The organism is Brunnivagina elsteri CCALA 953 (genome assembly GCF_002289455.1).
In the GTDB taxonomy this organism is placed as follows: Bacteria; Cyanobacteriota; Cyanobacteriia; order Cyanobacteriales; family Nostocaceae; genus Brunnivagina; species Brunnivagina elsteri.
On record NZ_NTFS01000096.1, the window covers coordinates 1 to 17,617 of the forward strand.

Here is a 17,617-nt window from a genome sequence, read left to right on the forward strand (position 1 = left end):
TCACTACTTATTTAACTAAATTTTAATCGAATATTACTAACAACTTAACTAATCAAAAAATCTCCTATGACCCAGAATAATGAAGTTAAGGCAATCGCAACTAAACCTGCTGCACCTGATAAAATTATAACTGTTTGGATACCTAAATTTGCTTGTAATAATGGTACAAAATAAATTATTGCAAAAGTAATTGTTGGAATAATTAATAAATCAAAACGTTCCAGCCAGCGTCTAGTTTGGGCATAGATGAGTATGGTTAAAATAGCGCCGGATATTAATAGAGCTACTATTGGAGACTTTACCAGACTGATTAGTGCGATCGCAATCAATCCACCCTGAAAACCACTAAATCCGGCTCCTACCAGCATCTCTATTGTTGAGAATTGTTGTACTGATGCTCTTTGCTTGGGAACCGATGGCGGATTATTTCCTGGATTATTTACTGGATTATTAATTTGGGTTGCTGTTGTTTGTGGGTTAATTGCTGCTTGTTTGGAGCTTGGTTGAGAATTCCCTACATTTTTCAATGCTTCCAATATTTGCGAGGCTGATTGAAAGCGTTTGTTAGCCGCATTTTGCAGCATTTTATTGAGAATTTTAGCAAGATACGGACTAACATTAGTATGGTTTTGCCATTGCCATTGATTGCTAAAACCATCAAATAGTTGTGTTGCGTCTTTATTAGTCAACAAAGTAATAATAGTTACTGCCAAAGCGTATAAATCACTGGATGGGAAAACTTGTCCACCGGAAATTTGTTCTGGTGGTGCAAATCCTTGTGAGTAGATACCTGTAGAAGCAGTATTAGCTGACTTCGTAACTTGTTTCACAGCACCAAAATCCAGTAGGAACAGTCTACCGTTTTTGTCGCGCATAATATTCGAGGGCTTAATATCGCGGTGGATAATATCTTTGTGGTGGACAAAATCCAGAACTTTGAGAATCTCCCGCAACACCTCGACAATTTCAGGTTCGGAAAAACTACCTTTTTGTGCTAGTTCTTCTTCGAGATTTAAACCGTCGATATATTCTTGAACCAAATAGAAAAATTGCTCCTGTTGTCCAGGAGAAGAACCTTCAACTATAACTGGAAAATAAGCAAATAAATCGGGTATTTGGTCGTTTTGGTTGCCAATCTCCTCTAAAACTGTTGCTTCCCGTTCAAATAAATCGAGAGCAATTTTTAGTTGTGCGGGAGTTAAATTACCTGCTGGAAAAAACTGTTTAACTACACATTCACGCATCACAGGAGTATAGCGATCGCGTGCCAAAAATGCTGCACCAAAACCTCCTCTTCCTAATTGCTTAGTGGGTATATAACGACCAGCTAAAATCAATGGCATTCCACAGGTTGAACAGAATTTCTGCTGTACAGTTCGTAGCGTTGCCGTATTATCAAGGTCAGGAAAGTAGTTTTGTGGTCGTGGACAGTGGGGACGAGTGCAGTAAACTTCCATATTATGAATTAACAGGTATTAGTCATTGGGCATTGGTTATTGGGCATTACAAATAACCAATGACTAAATTTTAATCCTCGCTAGAGGTGGATACTTCAGCATCTACAGTATCAACTGTAGTTACGACTATCTCCCGACGTGATGCTTTGATTACTTGCTGATTCCAGCCAGGGGTTGCAAATTGGGGTAAAATTTCCTGACTAAAAGCTTCAGCAGCTTTGGAACGGTAACGGTTAGGGTTAAAAATCAACCATAAAGTGCGTTTCACAACCACACCTTCGATAGGTGTGGAGTGAAGTACTCCCATTTGCAATTCTTTGGTAATGGCTGATGTCGAAACAAATGCTGCTCCTAGTCCAGATTGTACGGCATTTTTAATTGCTTCGATGGAGTTTAATTCCATTTCAATTCGGAAGCGTCGCGTGTCGATATCGCAGCGCGATAGTACTTGATCGATAACTTTACGAATTGTAGATTGGGAATCTAAAGCAATGAATTGGAGTTTATATAAATCTTCTCTTTGAATTTTTTCAAGTTTTGCGAAAGGATGGGTTATGGGTAGAATCAGTACGAGTTCGTCTTCAGCATAGGAGACAATTTCCAAAGACTCAGCAAGTTCCCCTGGTATTTCACCCCCAATAATTGCTAAATCGACTTGACCATTGGCAACACTCCATGCAGTGCGACGGGTTGAGTGAACATGTAATTGGACTGCGACATCGGCGTATTTTTGCCGAAACAGACCAATCATGCGTGGCAAAAGATAAGTGCCAGTGGTTTGGGAAGCACCGACAATGAGAGTACCACCTTGGAGATTTTGTAAATCATCGATCGCGCGACAAGTTTCTTGACACAGACTGAGTATTTTTTCACCGTAGCCAAGAAGTAAATGTCCAGCTTCGGTTAACTGTGCCCGTCTTCCACCACGGTCAAATAAAGGAACATCAAGTTGCCGCTCTAAATTTTGCACTTGCAAACTGACGGCAGGTTGCGAGACGTAGAGACTATCGGCAGCTCGCTTGAAGCTCCCTTCTGCGGCGATCGCTTTCAGGATACGTAACTGATCTAAAGTAAAAGGAAGGTCAGACATAAGGCTCGACACACTAACGGGAAAGGAGCAGCATTCGAGGAACAAAGTGCGGGTGTCAGTTTGATCTGGCAGGACGCGGATTATTGCATCTTAGTTAATTTGGAGACTTCACACCGAAAAAGACAGTAACATAACATATTCACTAAAGTCACCCTATAGAACCTTTGGGTACACAGGCTTCTTTCGTTTCTGTTGTTTGATGTTTGTAAGTAGCAAGCTACATTACTCGATGAATGTTGGGATGAAAAGCCACCTCAGCAACTGATTCACCCTTCGGGTACTCGCTCCGCGAGAAGCAAGCTACAATAGTTTGCCGGGACGGAAACCGACCCCGGTAACTATTTCACCTTTCAATACTTTAGTGGTATTGGTAATACAAGAATTAAGTTTGCTTTAAAATTATTCACCTATGTCTTTGATGCTACCAACTTGGCTGACACCCAGTCATTTTTTGATGCTGGGATTACAAATATTATTTGCGATCGCTCACAGTGGAGGAGCTGCATTGCGTCCTTGGGCAGAAAAATACATTGGTGCAAGGTTATATCGCATCATCTTTGCCTTAATCAGCCTGCCTTTGGCTGCTATCTTGATTATTTACTTTTTTAACCACCGCTATGATGGTTTGCAACTCTGGCAAGTTCAAGGACTAGTCGGGGTGCAAACTGTTGTTTGGGTGTTATCGGCAATCTCATTTTTATTTTTGTATCCTGCCACATTCAATCTACTAGAAGTTGCTGCCATTCAAAAGCCCCAAGTTCATCTCTACGAAACTGGGATAATTCGCATCACCCGACATCCACAAATGGTAGGACAAGTTATGTGGTGTATTGCCCATACTCTATGGTTAGGTACCACGTTTACTTTTGTGACATCATTGGGGCTAATTTTGCACCATTTGTTTGGGGTTTGGCATGGCGATAGAAGACTACTAGCACGCTATGGTGAAGCCTTTGAAGCAGTTAAACAGCGCACAAGCATCATTCCCCTGTTAGCAGTCATTGATGGTCGTCAGTCCCTCAAATGGCAAGAATTTATCAGCCCTGCTTATCTTGGTATTACTGCTTTTGTGTTATTACTTTGGTGGCTACACCCCTTGTTGATGGAGTCAACCAGTAAAATTCAATTTTAAATCTGACACAAACAAGCTTGACAACCGTTATTAGAAGCATGTTGGATGTAACTTGTTTTCGGCAATTACAGCAGAATCAATGTACGATAAATTGAAATAGCTATCAGTTTAGGGCTGGGAGAAACTACTAACCATAGCAAGAAAGAAAATTCACTCTTTTGGATCGACCAACAGTCCGATACTCCTTTAGCATCAATACTTTCCCGTTATGGATACTTGCTGGCTTAGGACTAAGATGAACTGAGCGATCGCTTAACTTTTGATGGTTGGTAGTCATTTACCCATTAAAGGAAGTTGGTAGTGGTTAAACAAATGAATCCTTTCCTTAATAGAATTTTACGATTGAAACCTAGTACATCTCCCAAATATGACTTTTACTGATAGCTATGTGATATAAAAAACCTATAGTCTTAGAGGCGTCATGGTGTTGTCGGTTACTGAGCGCACATTTAATCAAGAAGTTTTAGAATCACCTATTCCCGTTTTAGTCAATTTTGAAGCCCCTTGGTGCGGTTTGTGTCGGGTTATTCATCCGTTATTATTGCAATTTAAAACCGAATGTGAAGGAGAAATTAAACTAGTTGGAATTAATGCCGATGAAAATTTTAAGTTGTCCAACACCTATAGGCTGAAATCACTGCCAACCTTACTTCTGATTGAGGATGGGAATGTCCGACAAAGAGTAGAAGGATTTCGTGGACGTGATGATTTGTTATTAGCTTTAGAAGAAATCAAAACTCACTACACCAAGTTTCCTAAAAAGTATAACCAACCAATACCGACAAATTTAGAGTGTACCTCACTCTAAAGTCCAACTGTTCAAAACCCATACCCTGTTTAACTGGCTCATAAATTTACGATTAATAATAAAAAGTATTATCAATTGTGATGCAACAGTTGCGGGAATATATGCTCCAATCAAACTTGTCTGTGTCAATGACTGAATCATGAGTTAAGTTTGAAATAGAGTTATAAGTCCTGAGGTAAATTTTTGGTGCTACTGAGCTATTTCTTATTAGAATTAGAAGAAAAAAAATTGTGTCTTGGCATACAAGACTCAAAATTTAGGACTCAGAATAGAGGACTCAAAATCAGGACTCAGGATACAGTACAAAATCTGGTTCAAAACCTAAAGCCAAGCTTAATCACTCCACCCGACACTGTTCTGGTGGAGTATTTTATGCTAAAAGGTGTGTGTCACAATTATTAACAGTTCCGACAACTTAATCAAGAATTATAAAAGTAGGCGTCAGTGATGGAAGTAATCTATCAGTATGCCTGGCTAATTCCGGTACTCCCACTGCTTGGGGCAATACTGGTTGGGCTAGGATTAATCTCGTTGAATCAGGTGACAAATCGCCTGCGACAGCTCAACGCCGCACTTATCATCTCACTGATGGGGGCGGCAATGGGGTTGTCGATCGCAATACTATGGAGCCAAATTCAAGGACATCCATCCTACACCTATATCTTTGAATGGGCTTCAGCAGGTAATTTTCACCTCAGTATGGGTTATACGATTGACCACTTGACAGCCATGATGTTGGTCGTTGTCACCACCGTAGCATTATTGGTAATGATATATACCGATGGCTACATGGCGCACGACCCAGGCTATGTCCGTTTTTACTCGTATCTCAGCTTGTTTGGCTCATCGATGTTGGGTTTAGTGATTAGTCCTAATCTCGTCCAGATTTATATTTTCTGGGAATTGGTAGGCATGTGTTCCTACCTATTAGTGGGTTTTTGGTACGATCGCAAGGCAGCAGCAGATGCCTGTCAAAAGGCGTTTGTCACCAACCGTGTCGGTGACTTTGGTTTGCTTTTAGGAATTTTAGGACTATTTTGGGCGACTGGAAGTTTCGAGTTTGATGTCATGGGCAGCAGACTCGCAGAACTAGTTGCGAATGGCTCAATAAGCAATTTTCTTGCCATCTTGCTGGCGATTTTAGTTTTTCTGGGTCCAGTTGCCAAATCGGCACAATTCCCCTTGCATGTTTGGCTTCCAGATGCAATGGAAGGTCCTACACCTATTTCTGCCCTGATTCACGCCGCCACAATGGTAGCAGCAGGTGTATTTCTAGTTGCGAGAATGTATCCTGTATTTGAACATGTGCCCGTAGCAATGAATGTAATTGCCTATACGGGTGCGTTTACAGCGTTTTTGGGGGCAACGATCGCAATTACCCAAAACGACATCAAGAAAGGTTTGGCTTATTCCACCATCTCCCAACTTGGTTACATGGTGATGGCGATGGGAGTTGGTGCATACAGTGCTGGACTTTTCCACCTAATGACCCACGCTTACTTCAAAGCGATGCTGTTCTTGGGTTCGGGTTCGGTTATCCACGGGATGGAAGATGTTGTCGGTCATAATCCGGCTTTGGCGCAAGATATGCGGTTGATGGGTGGATTGCGGAAATACATGCCAGTTACCAGTTTTACCTTCTTAATTGGTTGTTTGGCGATTTCCGGTATTCCTCCTTTTGCTGGTTTTTGGTCGAAGGATGAAATTCTCGGTGCGGCATTTGCGGCAAATCCGTTACTGTGGTTTGTCGGCTATGCAACTGCCGGGATTACCGCGTTTTACATGTTTCGGATGTATTTCTCCACATTTGAAGGTGGATTCCGGGGTACAGATAAAAAAATCATCGCCAAGCTGCAAAAAGCTGCCACAATCCTAGTTGAAGGTGAAGCCCTTGCACCTAATTTTGGTCCTGGAGCCATGAAGCAGGGCGAATTATCTGCAACTGGTGCTGGAAATCACGATGACCACAGCAATGAACCCCACGAATCTCCTTGGACAATGACGTTCCCCTTGGCTGTGTTGGCGATTCCTTCGATTTTGATTGGTTTGCTAGGTACACCATTTGCCAATTACTTCGAGCAGTTTATTTACTCCCCCAACGAAACTTTGGCGGAAGTGATGGAAAAAACTGCCGAATTTGACATCAACGAGTTTTACGTGATGGCTGGTAGTTCGGTGGGTATTTCCTTAATTGGGATTACCCTGGCTTCATTGATGTACTTGATGAAGAAAATTGACCCCAGTGCGATCGCAAATCAAATCAAACCCCTATACGAGCTTTCCCTCAACAAGTGGTATTTTGACGATATTTACCACAAAGTCTTTGTTTTGGGCTTGCGTCGTCTTGCCCGTCAAGTCATGGAAGTTGACTTTCGGGTTGTCGATGGTGCTGTCAACCTCACAGGTTTCTTTACCCTCGTCAGTGGCGAAGGTTTGAAATATATCGAAAATGGTCGCGCCCAATTCTATGCTTTGATTGTGTTTGGCGCAGTCTTAGCATTAGTAATTTTCTTCGGTGTGACTTGATATTGCTTTGATGCCAACACTCAGTATTTGGGTGTTGGCGGACAAATAAAATAATTAAAGCTTGCTAATGCAGGCTTTTTTTGTCTGGATTCTGGTAAAACTTAACTCCAAGGGAAGATACAATTTTGTTAAAAAAACTTAATAATATTTAACTAATAAGTAAAGTTATACTCCAACAGCCTTCATATTTTTTGACTTTTATTAAATCAAACTTATAAATAAGATCGAAGCCAAAAAAAACTGCTAGTAAATAGCTAGTGATGATAGCCGAACTTCATTATTCATTACTAAGACACTTCCGATGAATACAGCTAATTTCCCGTGGCTGACGACGATTATTCTTTTGCCCATTGTGGCATCCCTAATAGTACCCATCATCCCGGATAAAGACGGTAAAACCGTGCGTTGGTTCGCTCTAATAGTCGGACTCATTGATTTCGCACTTATAGTCAGTGCCTTTTATACCAGGTATGACTTTAGCAATCCAGATTTACAGTTGGTTGAAAGCTATCCCTGGGTTCCCCAACTGGGTTTGAATTGGTCGGTAGGGGCAGATGGTTTATCCATGCCCCTGATTATTTTGACTGGATTCATTACAACCCTGGCGATTTTAGCAGCTTGGCCCGTCACACTAAAGCCAAAACTCTTCTACTTCTTGATTTTGGCGATGTACGGTGGACAAATTGCTGTGTTCGCAGTGCAGGACATGCTGTTGTTTTTCCTAGTATGGGAACTGGAACTTGTACCCGTTTACTTTTTGCTATCAATTTGGGGTGGTAAAAAGCGGCAGTACGCAGCAACCAAGTTTATTCTATATACAGCAGGTGGTTCGTTATTCATATTGCTGGGCGCATTGACAATGGGCTTCTATGGCAATACGGTGACATTCGACATGCACGCGATCGCACTCAAGGATATTGCCCTCAACCTGCAACTGCTGCTTTATGGGGGATTTTTGATTGCCTATGCGGTTAAATTACCGATCATCCCCTTGCATACCTGGCTCCCAGATGCCCACGGTGAAGCCACAGCACCAGTTCACATGCTGCTGGCTGGTATTCTCCTGAAAATGGGTGGATATGCCTTGATTCGGATGAATGCTCAAATGCTTCCCGATGCCCATGCATATTTTGCCCCAGTTCTGGTGATTTTGGGGGTGGTAAATATCATCTACGCCGCATTAACTTCGTTTGCCCAGCGCAACCTCAAGCGCAAAATCGCCTACTCATCAATTTCCCATATGGGATTTGTTATTATCGGGATTGCTTCGTTTACCGATTTAGGCATGAGTGGGGCTGTATTGCAAATGATTTCCCACGGATTAATTGGGGCAAGCTTGTTCTTTCTGGTTGGTGCAACATACGATCGCACTCACACCCTAATGTTGGATGAAATGGGTGGTATTGGTAAGCGGATGCAAAAGATTTTTGCCATGTTTACTACCTGTTCGATGGCATCTTTGGCATTGCCGGGGATGAGTGGTTTTGTTGCCGAATTAATGATATTCGTCGGTTTTGCCACTAGCGATGCTTATAATCCCACATTTAAAGTCATTGTCATATTCTTGATGGCAGTTGGGGTAATTCTCACACCAATTTATCTGCTGTCAATGCTACGGGAAATCTTCTACGGTGAAGAAAACGAAGAACTGGTTTCCCATCAAGCACTTATTGACGCTGAACCCCGTGAAGTTTTCATCATTGCTTGTTTGTTAATCCCAATTATCGGTATTGGTTTGTATCCCAAAATCTTGACTCAAGTGTATGATGCCACTACCGTACAGCTAACAGCTCGATTGCGCGATTCCGTACCTGCGATCGCACTCCAAAGGGAAAAAACTGCCGTTTCTTTAAGTGCGCCAATAATTGGTGTTAAATAATCAGAAAATCTAATTAGTTCTTTAAATACAGAGACGCGATAAATCACACTATATTTATCGCGTCTCTACTTTTATCAAGAAATAATTCAGTAGTCAGGAGCCAGAACAACCAAGCTGTATTCGTGAAGTAGCTTGCTTCTTCGCTTCTGATTGACCATCTGTGATACCTCTGAATTCTTCTTTTCTATTATTTTTGGCAATATGTTGCATAATATACTCGAAGTTCAGAATAATTAATGTTTCATAGTAGAATAAATTATATTTTTAAAACCACGCAACATCAAGTATTCTTGATTGATTTTGCATGATTGTAACCCGGAGACTTGAAAAAATTGCTACCACGTCGCTCTCAATCTGAAGAAGGGTTTAGGGCACGCCCCAGAGCTTATACCATAAATTTGGTAACTATCAATACTTTTTAAGAAAATCTTAAGAAGCTTCTGCCGAAATGGCAACATTCTTAGCTTTTGCTTAGTTATCTTGAATTTATTAGTTAGACAACTTTGGGGTTGACTTAGGGATTATTAATTAGGTAGTGTAAGCATCTTACGGCTAGCAACCGTACAAGAAAACATCAGATTCTAATTCAACAACAAATAAAACTACAAGGTAAATAGACTGCACTCAGTGGGTAGGGTCAATTAAACTGATAGTTCTCGGTTTAATTCAGACAGATTACATACTGATGTAGAAATGCTCTTAGTCGTTTGAAGGTTCACCAAATAACAGTCAGTAGGCAGTAATTATATCTATATGTAATTATACATGTACAGTGAACTGAAAATCTACTGATTTAAAGTTACGACTAGATAACAGACAATGGTTATCTATCCATTGGCAGCCGGAAAAAGTTCAATGCTACGGCAGATTGCAAAATGTAACACTAATTACCATTGACTGTGAATTATTGTGCTATTTGTAGCTTTTCTGCCCTTGACATGTACTCGTTCTGAGTTAGTCTAAAGGCGGATTTAAATACAACTCGCCATCTATACCTGACAGAAATTAGATAAAGAGAAACTTAAACTTAAATATTCTGTCCGATATATTGAGTCGTTAAAGTGAATAGTTTGATACGGCAACAAAAATTTCCATAAACTACTTTAATCAAGTAGTCAGTGTGGGAAATCCGAAAAATCTGGAATTTGTAATGTTTAGTTTACAATACCAGCTGATGAGAAAGTCTAAAGAAAATCTAAAATACACCGATCACATGTAGTGTTAGGAGGACATCAGTGTTTCTGAGATTAGCCCAAGAGCATAGACAATTCGTTCAAGACTTGGTGATGAACCTACAAGCGCTCGCTATCGTTATGGAACGTCGCGGTTATCCTGCATCCTGTTATACCTGTGGGAACCAAATGAACAGTGCTTCATTTATGGTGAGTCTAGGTGAAAACCACCTGATTCGGTTCTTGGTGTCAGACTATGGGATTACCTGGACTGAAATGCGCGACGATCGCGAACTAATGAAGTTAGAGGGAGCTGAGGCTGTTAATCAGTTACAAGAACTAGCTAATATAGTTAAGCATTCAATGCAGGCTAGTAATGGGAACAAAGCCCTTGCAAGGAAGTACTAAAGATGTATTTCTTTACCGAAGTACTGGAAAGTAAGGAGATGATTAAACACGAAATGCTGGGAATCACTAATTGCTCATTAGAATAAATATCGAATAATATTTAGTCTATTGGCTTTTAGTCCTTAGCTGTCATCCTGAAACCGAATTTTTGTTCGGGTGTTGTTTTTGTTTTATAATGTGTCAATTGTTACTCTATGTAAGCGTCAAAGCAGGCTATTAAGTTTAAATTGTTAAATTTAATTGTTAAACTCAAACCCTTAGCTGTGGGTTCACTGAAAGCGTCTGTAGCATCCAGCGAGTAGGTAGGTTCGCATCTAAACAAACGATGGGGTTATGATAATATTTCGAGTCGAATATTTGACTGAAGTAAGATTACTCGCTGTGCTAAGATTGCTTGATTAAAGAAATAAATTATTTGTGATTAGTACAAATGCTCAGAATACAGAATATAGAATTCAGTATTCAAAGTCATAAAACACCTAAAAATTAAGGATTTTGACTATTTTGGGCTAATCGAATTACTTCAAATAGCAGAGTTTTTATCTTCCTGTTTATTGTTATGCTAATTCAGGTATTGTAACTCGCTTATATTTTCTAAGAAGTTTGAAGATGTCTGAAGAAAAAATAAATCAAAACCCTTTACCAACCAGTGCTATTACTAGTTCCTATAAAGCTACATTCGAGCATTGGTTTGAGTATCCCGTGCGGGTTCATCCACACCATACAGATTATGCTGGTATTGTTTGGCATGGTACTTATCTGACTTGGTTGGAGGAAGCAAGGGTTGAATATTTGCGATCGCTTGGTGTGAATTTTGCTGATTTAGTCGCATTGGGTTGCGATTTACCTGTTGTTGATTTGTCAGTACGCTACCATCGTTCTCTACGGATGGGTATGACTGCTGTTCTCAAAACCCGGATGGAGGAATTGAAGGGAGTTCGCATTAATTGGGATTACGCGCTGGAATCGGAAGATAGAAAGGAATTGTACATCACTGCAAAGGTGACTTTGGTTGCTGTGGATCGGGAACGGGGTAAAATTATGCGTCAACTTCCCGCAAATGTTAAAGATGCACTCACAAAAATTCCGAATTGGAATAATTAGGTGATTTCCAGAAAATAAAATATCTCAATTATATAATTATCAATCGTATCATTCGTAGGGCTGGAATACCCAGCCCTTATATATTACTTATTTACCTGATTGGGAAAATTGCTGGGGTAATTGGACTAGAAAGTTCAAAATATCTCTTAATGTAATACCATAACCCACTTGCAGTAAAAAAACGACTCCCGCAATTATTAACGCATTGATGACGGTGGTTTTTATAATTTTAAGCAAAATTGTAAAAACAATCCAAGCAATGATTAATGCAAAAAACATATATATTGATTCCTTGATTGATTGCCAGTTTTAAGTATTAAAATTTCCAGTTTGGTATGAAAAGTCCCGATATTGAGTAAGAATGATTTTTCTTCAAGTCAATTAAAGTAAAATATACTACAATTCATTGGTTTTAAAAATAAATAATTACTCGTATTTTAGAGCATATAGAGTATCAATGAGTTTACCAAGAATATGATAATAGTATAAAAATTTTTCAGTATTAACTAGTATAGTGTGAAACATTGATTTTCTCTTATGGCTGTGCTTAGTTTTCGTTGCTATCACTAATAGTTAGTATCAATCAAATATATTCCTCAAATAATGGCTAATTATTGATGTTAATCTATGGAAATTAGCGAAATATTTGTTTAGAGGTTGTTTGAAAAGTGTCTGTGAATGCCATGCTTCGTTCCTCTTACATAATTAGGTAATTAATTTAGATTAATTTAGATGTAATTGCTGAATTGGGCTAGATAAATAAGTTTAATAATAACTACAATTTTTTAGTTATGATTCCGGAATTAAACTATCACGAGGAAGATAGAACCTAGTGACTTCCATAAGATAAAATCTCCCAACTATACATAGTATTTTCGCTTAGGCATCATATAAAAATAAGTTGTACAAAATTTATTTGGAATAGCTTGCTAAATATAGCTTTCACATAAAAAATTGTTCAGGTTATTTTTACACAAATCCTTAGATGCAATATAAATAAAGGCAAACAACCGTGGGTTCCCCTACAATAAAAGGAGAATTTATTTATTGGTGTTCCCCTAAGACTCAAGCGTTCAGTCTTGAAACTGAACACTTGTTATAATTTGTTAGCGCAAAGAAATGACTTGCGGACTATTTTCTAATTGCTTAGTTGCATTTATTACTTCATTTCTTGCCCAGTTATCGGCTGTCAGAATGTCTTCTAAACAAGGATTTGAGCGGTTATCGGATTGATGGCGATCGCAAGCTATTTCGATGACTTTTGGTATATCTAGAAACTTGATTTTCTCATCTAAAAACATAGCTACAGCTTGTTCGTTTGCTGCATTTAAAACCGCAGGCATGGAACCACCAGATCGACCTGCTGCATATGCTAAATTCATGCAAGGATATTTATGATGATCGGGTTCACGGAAGGTTAAATTTCCAGCTTTGACTAAATTTAAACGTTCCCAATCGGTATGAATTCGTTCGGGGTAGGACATTGCATATAACAACGGTAAGCGCATATCTGCCCAGCCCAACTGTGCTAATACTGAGGTATCTTGAAGCTCTATGAGTGAATGAATAATACTTTGCGGATGGATGACAATTTCAATATCATCGTAGTCTTTTCCAAATAAATAATGCGCTTCGATTACTTCCAAACCCTTGTTCATCAAAGTCGCAGAATCAACCGTGATTTTTCGTCCCATAGACCAATTCGGATGTTTCAGTGCATCAGCTACCGTAACATTCGCTAAATCTTCAACTGCCCAGTCGCGAAAAGCACCACCTGAAGCTGTCAAAATAATCTTTCTTAAACTGCCTTGGGGGATACCTTGCAGACATTGAAATATGGCGGAATGTTCGGAGTCAGCAGGTAATAATTTTACACCATATTCAGCGACTAAAGGCAGAACTACAGGACCACCTGCAATCAAGGTTTCTTTGTTTGCCAGGGCAATATTTTTACCCGCTTTGATTGCTGCGATGGTTGGTAGTAAACCTGCACAACCGACGATACCTGTGATTACGCTTTCAGAGTCGCCATATCGCGCTACTTCAATTATTCCCGCATCTCCAGCGAGTAAAATAGGTTGGGGATTGATGTCTTTGATTGCTTCTTTGAGTGCGGGTAATTTATTTTCAGCGCAAATAGCGGCAATTTCCGGTTTGAACTGACGAATTTGTGCTGCGAGCATTTCCACATTGTTTCCCGCAGCTAACCCCACAACCTGGAATTTATCAGGATTTTGCGCCACTATATCTAAAGTTTGGGTTCCAATTGAGCCTGTGGAACCAAGAAGTGTAATTTTTTTCACAATTTTTTTTTGCGTATTGACGAATATCTTTACTTTCAATTTACCAAGAAAAGTAATTTCCATTCCAAATAGGGAATGAATTGAATCTACAAAGTTGCAATGTTGGAACGCTTGCAAAATCATAACGACTTCACATACGATTGCGATCGCAGTTTGAATTTACCAAGGAAAGTAATTTCCATTCCAAATAGGGAATAAATTGAATCTACAAGTTGCAATGTTGGAAAGCTTGCGAAATCATAACGACTTCGTATACGTTCGCGATCGCAGTTTGACTTTACTCAGGGAAAGTAGCTTCTATTCCAAATAGGGAATGAATTGAATCTACTAAGTTAGAATGTTGGAAAGCTTGCGAAATCATAACGACTTCGCATACGTTTGCGATCGCAGTTTGACTTTACTCAGGGAAAGTAGCTTCTATTCCAAATAGGGAATGAATTGAATCTACTAAGTTAGAATGTTGGAAAGCTTGCGAAATCATAACGACTTCGCATACGTTTGCGATCGCAGTTTGACTTTACTCAGGGAAAGTAGCTTCTATTCCAAATAGGGAATGAATTGAATCTACTAAGTTAGAATGTTGGAAAGCTTGCGAAATCATAACGACTTCGCATACATTTGCGAGGAAGAAAACTGCATCTTAATTAGATAGTTGAATACTTTGCTTGTTTTCCCATTACCCGCAATAGCACCACATAAGTTAGTATCAAATTTATTGTACTATTCTAATAGTTATTTTCAGAATAAATGGCAAATTGCCTGGACGTAGGAGACAATATCTGATATCTTTTCTTAGACCAAAACCATTAAACTAAAGTCACGAAATAATCACTCTGATTAAGCTTTCTGATGTCTATTAACCCGCAAAAACCCCTGACTACGAATGCATCATTGAGTAATTTAAATCACATATCTAATCCTAATTTATTTTGGACGATTGGTATTAGTTGTATCATTCTTTTCACTTGTAGTAGCTTGCGGCATATCCTATTTCAATCAACTGCATTCGATTTAGGTATTTTTGACCAGGGAGTTTACTTAATTAGCCAAGGATTAGAACCAATCTCTACCTACATGGGATATCACATTCTGGGAGACCATGCGGCTTTTATTTGGTATCCCATCGCACTACTTTATAAAATTTATCCTAGCGTTTACTGGCTATTTCTTATACAGGCATTTGCATTAGCAATAGGAGCTTTACCGACTTGGAAGTTGTCACGTCAAGCTGGTTTAACCGAAAAGCAAGCTTCAGGAATGGCTTTTGCTTACTTGCTATACCCTGTAATTTTTAATGCTAATTTATTCGATTTCCATCCCGAAGTCATTGCCTTACCAGCATTCCTAGTAGCAGTATGGTGTGCTAGGGAAAAGCGCTTTTGGTGGTTTTGCGGTAGCGTGATTGTGATATTATCGTGCAAAGCCGTACTTTCTCTTACCGTTGCGGCAATGGGTTTTTGGTTGTTGCTGTTTGAAAAGCGTCGTTGGTGTGGTGTTGTTGCCATCATTTTAGGTATTTCCTGGTTTGCGATCGCATCGGGATTGATTATTCCGACTTTTAGCGGTAGACAAGCGGCGGCTGTGGGAAGATATAGTTTCCTGGGTAATTCGGTATTTGAGATTATAAAAAATTTGCTTTTGAAACCGGGATTGATATTGGGTAAAATTATCACCTGGGATAATTTGTATTACTTAGTATTGCTTTTTGCGCCCATATTTTGGGGAATTTCCTTAGAAGGAATAACACCACTGGTAGCAGCAATTCCCTGTATAGCGCTGAATTTAATTACAGGCTACGATGCTCAAAAAGACTTGGTTCATCAATATTCGCTACCAGCATTACCATTTTTGCTTTTAGCTGCGATCGCAACTTTAGCAGCAGGGAAAGGATTGGTACGCAAGCAACGGGGGATAATTATCTGGTCATTGGTGGGATTTTTGTGTTTGGCAAAGTTTACTTACTTCGGTGACAGATATGTAAAAAAGCTAGATAATTGGCAAGCGACAAAAGAAGCGATCGCATTAGTGCAAACGAAAGGCAGTGTTCTCACAACCGCATCAATTTCAACTCATCTCAGTCATCGACAATTGATTAATTTAGCCTATGGGGAACAGCCATTAGAGGAAACTAGCAAATTTAATTATATATTGTTAGATACTCGTTACCCAGGATGGGGAAACAATCCTGAATCCGCAAGCAAGATGGTGGATTTCCTCAAAAATCGCCATGAATTTAATATAAGGTATCGGCGCGATGATATTTACTTGTTTGAGAAAAAAATATAAAAACAAAATTGATGATTAGTGTAAAGTCTGTATCAAAGCAAATTACAAAGGTAGCGGGAAATGATTTTTTATTCCCTTTCAAAATCTGGTTAGGTAGTCGCTTAATTATGTGGTTGGCAATGTTAGTAGTGGCTCCAATCATACCACCAGAAGCAGGAAAAGCCGCAGTATCAATTGATTGGGGAGTATTCGACAGTTGGGATAGTGTCCATTACAAAGCGATCGCAACTTCTGGATATGAATATGCTAATGGTGTGGGAAATGTGGTATTTTTCCCGCTTTACCCTCTAATGATACGGGGATTAGTTAGCCTTGGTTTACCCCTTCAACCAGCAGGAGTAATCGTCAATAACCTGTCATTTTTGGCTTTTCTCCAAGTTCTTTACTCTTGGGTAAAACATAATCAAAGTGAAAATACTGCCCGTTGGACTGTAGCAATTGCTGCCCTGTTTCCCACATCAATGTTTGCAGGGGCAATTTATACCGAAGGACTTTATTTACTTCTCAGTACTGCCGCATTGCGAGCATTCGATCGAAATCAGTATGCTAAAACAGCACTTTGGGGAGCATTAGCAACAGCATCCCGTCCAACGGGAATGGCTTTAATACCTGCATTTCTGCTTGCAGCTTGGAAAGAACGAAAACCTCCCATAGCCTACGTTGCTGTCTTATCTACAGGTTTAGGCTTGCTTTGTTTTAGTATTTACTGTGCTGTACAATATGGCGATATTTTAGCATTTATCCACGCTCAAAAATCTTGGCGACCTAATTTTGGTTTTTATTGGCAAGGTTGGTGGAAAATGCTCATGCAAATCTGCATTGGTACTTATAATTACAGAAAAGGCTATATCAAAGACGTATCCCATCCAATCATATTTATCGCGATCGCAATTTCTATGGGTTTATTGTGGAGAAATCGCCATAAATTCAGTTCTGTGAAGGTAGATTACGGATTTGGTATTTTATTTCTGGGTTTATGGTTATTAGCAGGGGACCCTTTAATTAATACAGTATCAGTTCTTGGTAGTGCCTATATTCTCTGGTTGTGTCGTCGTCAACTCACTTCCGTTGCTTTCTTTTATGGATTGTGTGGGATTGCGTTACTTCTCGCTTCCGGTGGCACAATGTCATTAAGTCGTTTAGTTTACGGTATCGTTCCCCCAATCGTCGCATTTGGGATTATACTATCCCGTCATCCACGCTGGGGTTACATGAGTTTGGGCTTTTTTGCGCTTTTACTATTTACCTTTTCCCTGCGTTTTGCCCAAGAACTTTGGGTTGGTTGATATCCAAAATACGACTAACCCACGAAGTCGGGTTCTTCCCCCCCCACGAAAAATCTCCCACTCAGTATGACTAACCCAGTAACCCAGTAACCGCTTCTAAAAATCTAGGTAAACCTAGTAAAGTCCACGGTGTAACTTTAAGCAATCTTTTCTAGTGTCTTGCGAC

The 17,617-nt window shown here is 39.6% G+C and carries 12 protein-coding genes; 8 read left to right on the forward strand and 4 right to left on the reverse strand.

What is annotated here, in order from left to right; translation table 11 throughout:
* Positions 1 to 44: 44 nt before the first annotated feature.
* The gene (locus tag CK510_RS10895; RefSeq protein ID WP_095721728.1) at positions 45 to 1,457 is read right to left on the reverse strand and encodes a serine/threonine-protein kinase; all 1,413 of its coding nucleotides are present in this window, start codon (positions 1,455 to 1,457) and stop codon (positions 45 to 47) included.
* A gap of 70 nt (positions 1,458 to 1,527) precedes the next feature.
* The gene (locus tag CK510_RS10900) at positions 1,528 to 2,547 is read right to left on the reverse strand and encodes a LysR family transcriptional regulator (protein WP_095721729.1); all 1,020 of its coding nucleotides are present in this window, start codon (positions 2,545 to 2,547) and stop codon (positions 1,528 to 1,530) included.
* Positions 2,548 to 2,962: 415 nt separating this feature from the next.
* Between CK510_RS10900 and CK510_RS10905 the strand changes: the two genes are divergently transcribed.
* The 6 genes from CK510_RS10905 (at position 2,963) to CK510_RS10935 (ending at position 11,576) form a co-directional block, all read left to right on the forward strand.
* Complete coding sequence (locus tag CK510_RS10905) at positions 2,963 to 3,679, forward strand: NnrU family protein (protein ID WP_095721738.1); 717 nt, start codon at positions 2,963 to 2,965, stop codon at positions 3,677 to 3,679.
* 421 nt (positions 3,680 to 4,100) lie between these two features.
* The gene (locus tag CK510_RS10910) at positions 4,101 to 4,487 is read left to right on the forward strand and encodes a thioredoxin family protein (protein WP_095721730.1); all 387 of its coding nucleotides are present in this window, start codon (positions 4,101 to 4,103) and stop codon (positions 4,485 to 4,487) included.
* Between the two features lie 447 nt (positions 4,488 to 4,934).
* Entirely contained in the window at positions 4,935 to 7,013 is a 2,079-nt protein-coding gene (locus CK510_RS10920; protein WP_095721732.1) for an NAD(P)H-quinone oxidoreductase subunit 5, read from the forward strand.
* Positions 7,014 to 7,314: 301 nt separating this feature from the next.
* Positions 7,315 to 8,892 carry an NAD(P)H-quinone oxidoreductase subunit 4 gene (locus CK510_RS10925; RefSeq protein ID WP_095721733.1) on the forward strand — a complete coding sequence of 526 codons (1,578 nt, stop codon included), beginning with the start codon at positions 7,315 to 7,317 and terminating at the stop codon, positions 8,890 to 8,892.
* 1,235 nt (positions 8,893 to 10,127) lie between these two features.
* The gene (locus CK510_RS10930) at positions 10,128 to 10,472 is read left to right on the forward strand and encodes a DUF1815 family protein (protein WP_095721734.1); all 345 of its coding nucleotides are present in this window, start codon (positions 10,128 to 10,130) and stop codon (positions 10,470 to 10,472) included.
* A 609-nt stretch (positions 10,473 to 11,081) separates the two neighbouring features.
* Positions 11,082 to 11,576, forward strand: a complete 495-nt coding sequence (locus CK510_RS10935; RefSeq protein WP_095721735.1) for an acyl-CoA thioesterase — start codon at positions 11,082 to 11,084, stop codon at positions 11,574 to 11,576.
* 87 nt (positions 11,577 to 11,663) lie between these two features.
* On the opposite strand, the gene CK510_RS32335 is transcribed toward CK510_RS10935, so the two are convergent.
* Complete coding sequence (locus CK510_RS32335) at positions 11,664 to 11,855, reverse strand: hypothetical protein (protein WP_095721736.1); 192 nt, start codon at positions 11,853 to 11,855, stop codon at positions 11,664 to 11,666.
* 827 nt (positions 11,856 to 12,682) lie between these two features.
* Entirely contained in the window at positions 12,683 to 13,879 is a 1,197-nt protein-coding gene (gene dxr, locus CK510_RS10945) for a 1-deoxy-D-xylulose-5-phosphate reductoisomerase (RefSeq protein ID WP_095721739.1), read from the reverse strand.
* Between the two features lie 849 nt (positions 13,880 to 14,728).
* On the opposite strand from dxr, the gene CK510_RS10950 reads away from it, so the two are divergent.
* The gene (locus tag CK510_RS10950; protein WP_095721737.1) at positions 14,729 to 16,165 is read left to right on the forward strand and encodes a DUF2079 domain-containing protein; all 1,437 of its coding nucleotides are present in this window, start codon (positions 14,729 to 14,731) and stop codon (positions 16,163 to 16,165) included.
* A gap of 11 nt (positions 16,166 to 16,176) precedes the next feature.
* Entirely contained in the window at positions 16,177 to 17,451 is a 1,275-nt protein-coding gene (locus CK510_RS10955; protein ID WP_211293159.1) for a mannosyltransferase family protein, read from the forward strand.
* Positions 17,452 to 17,617: the final 166 nt, after the last annotated feature.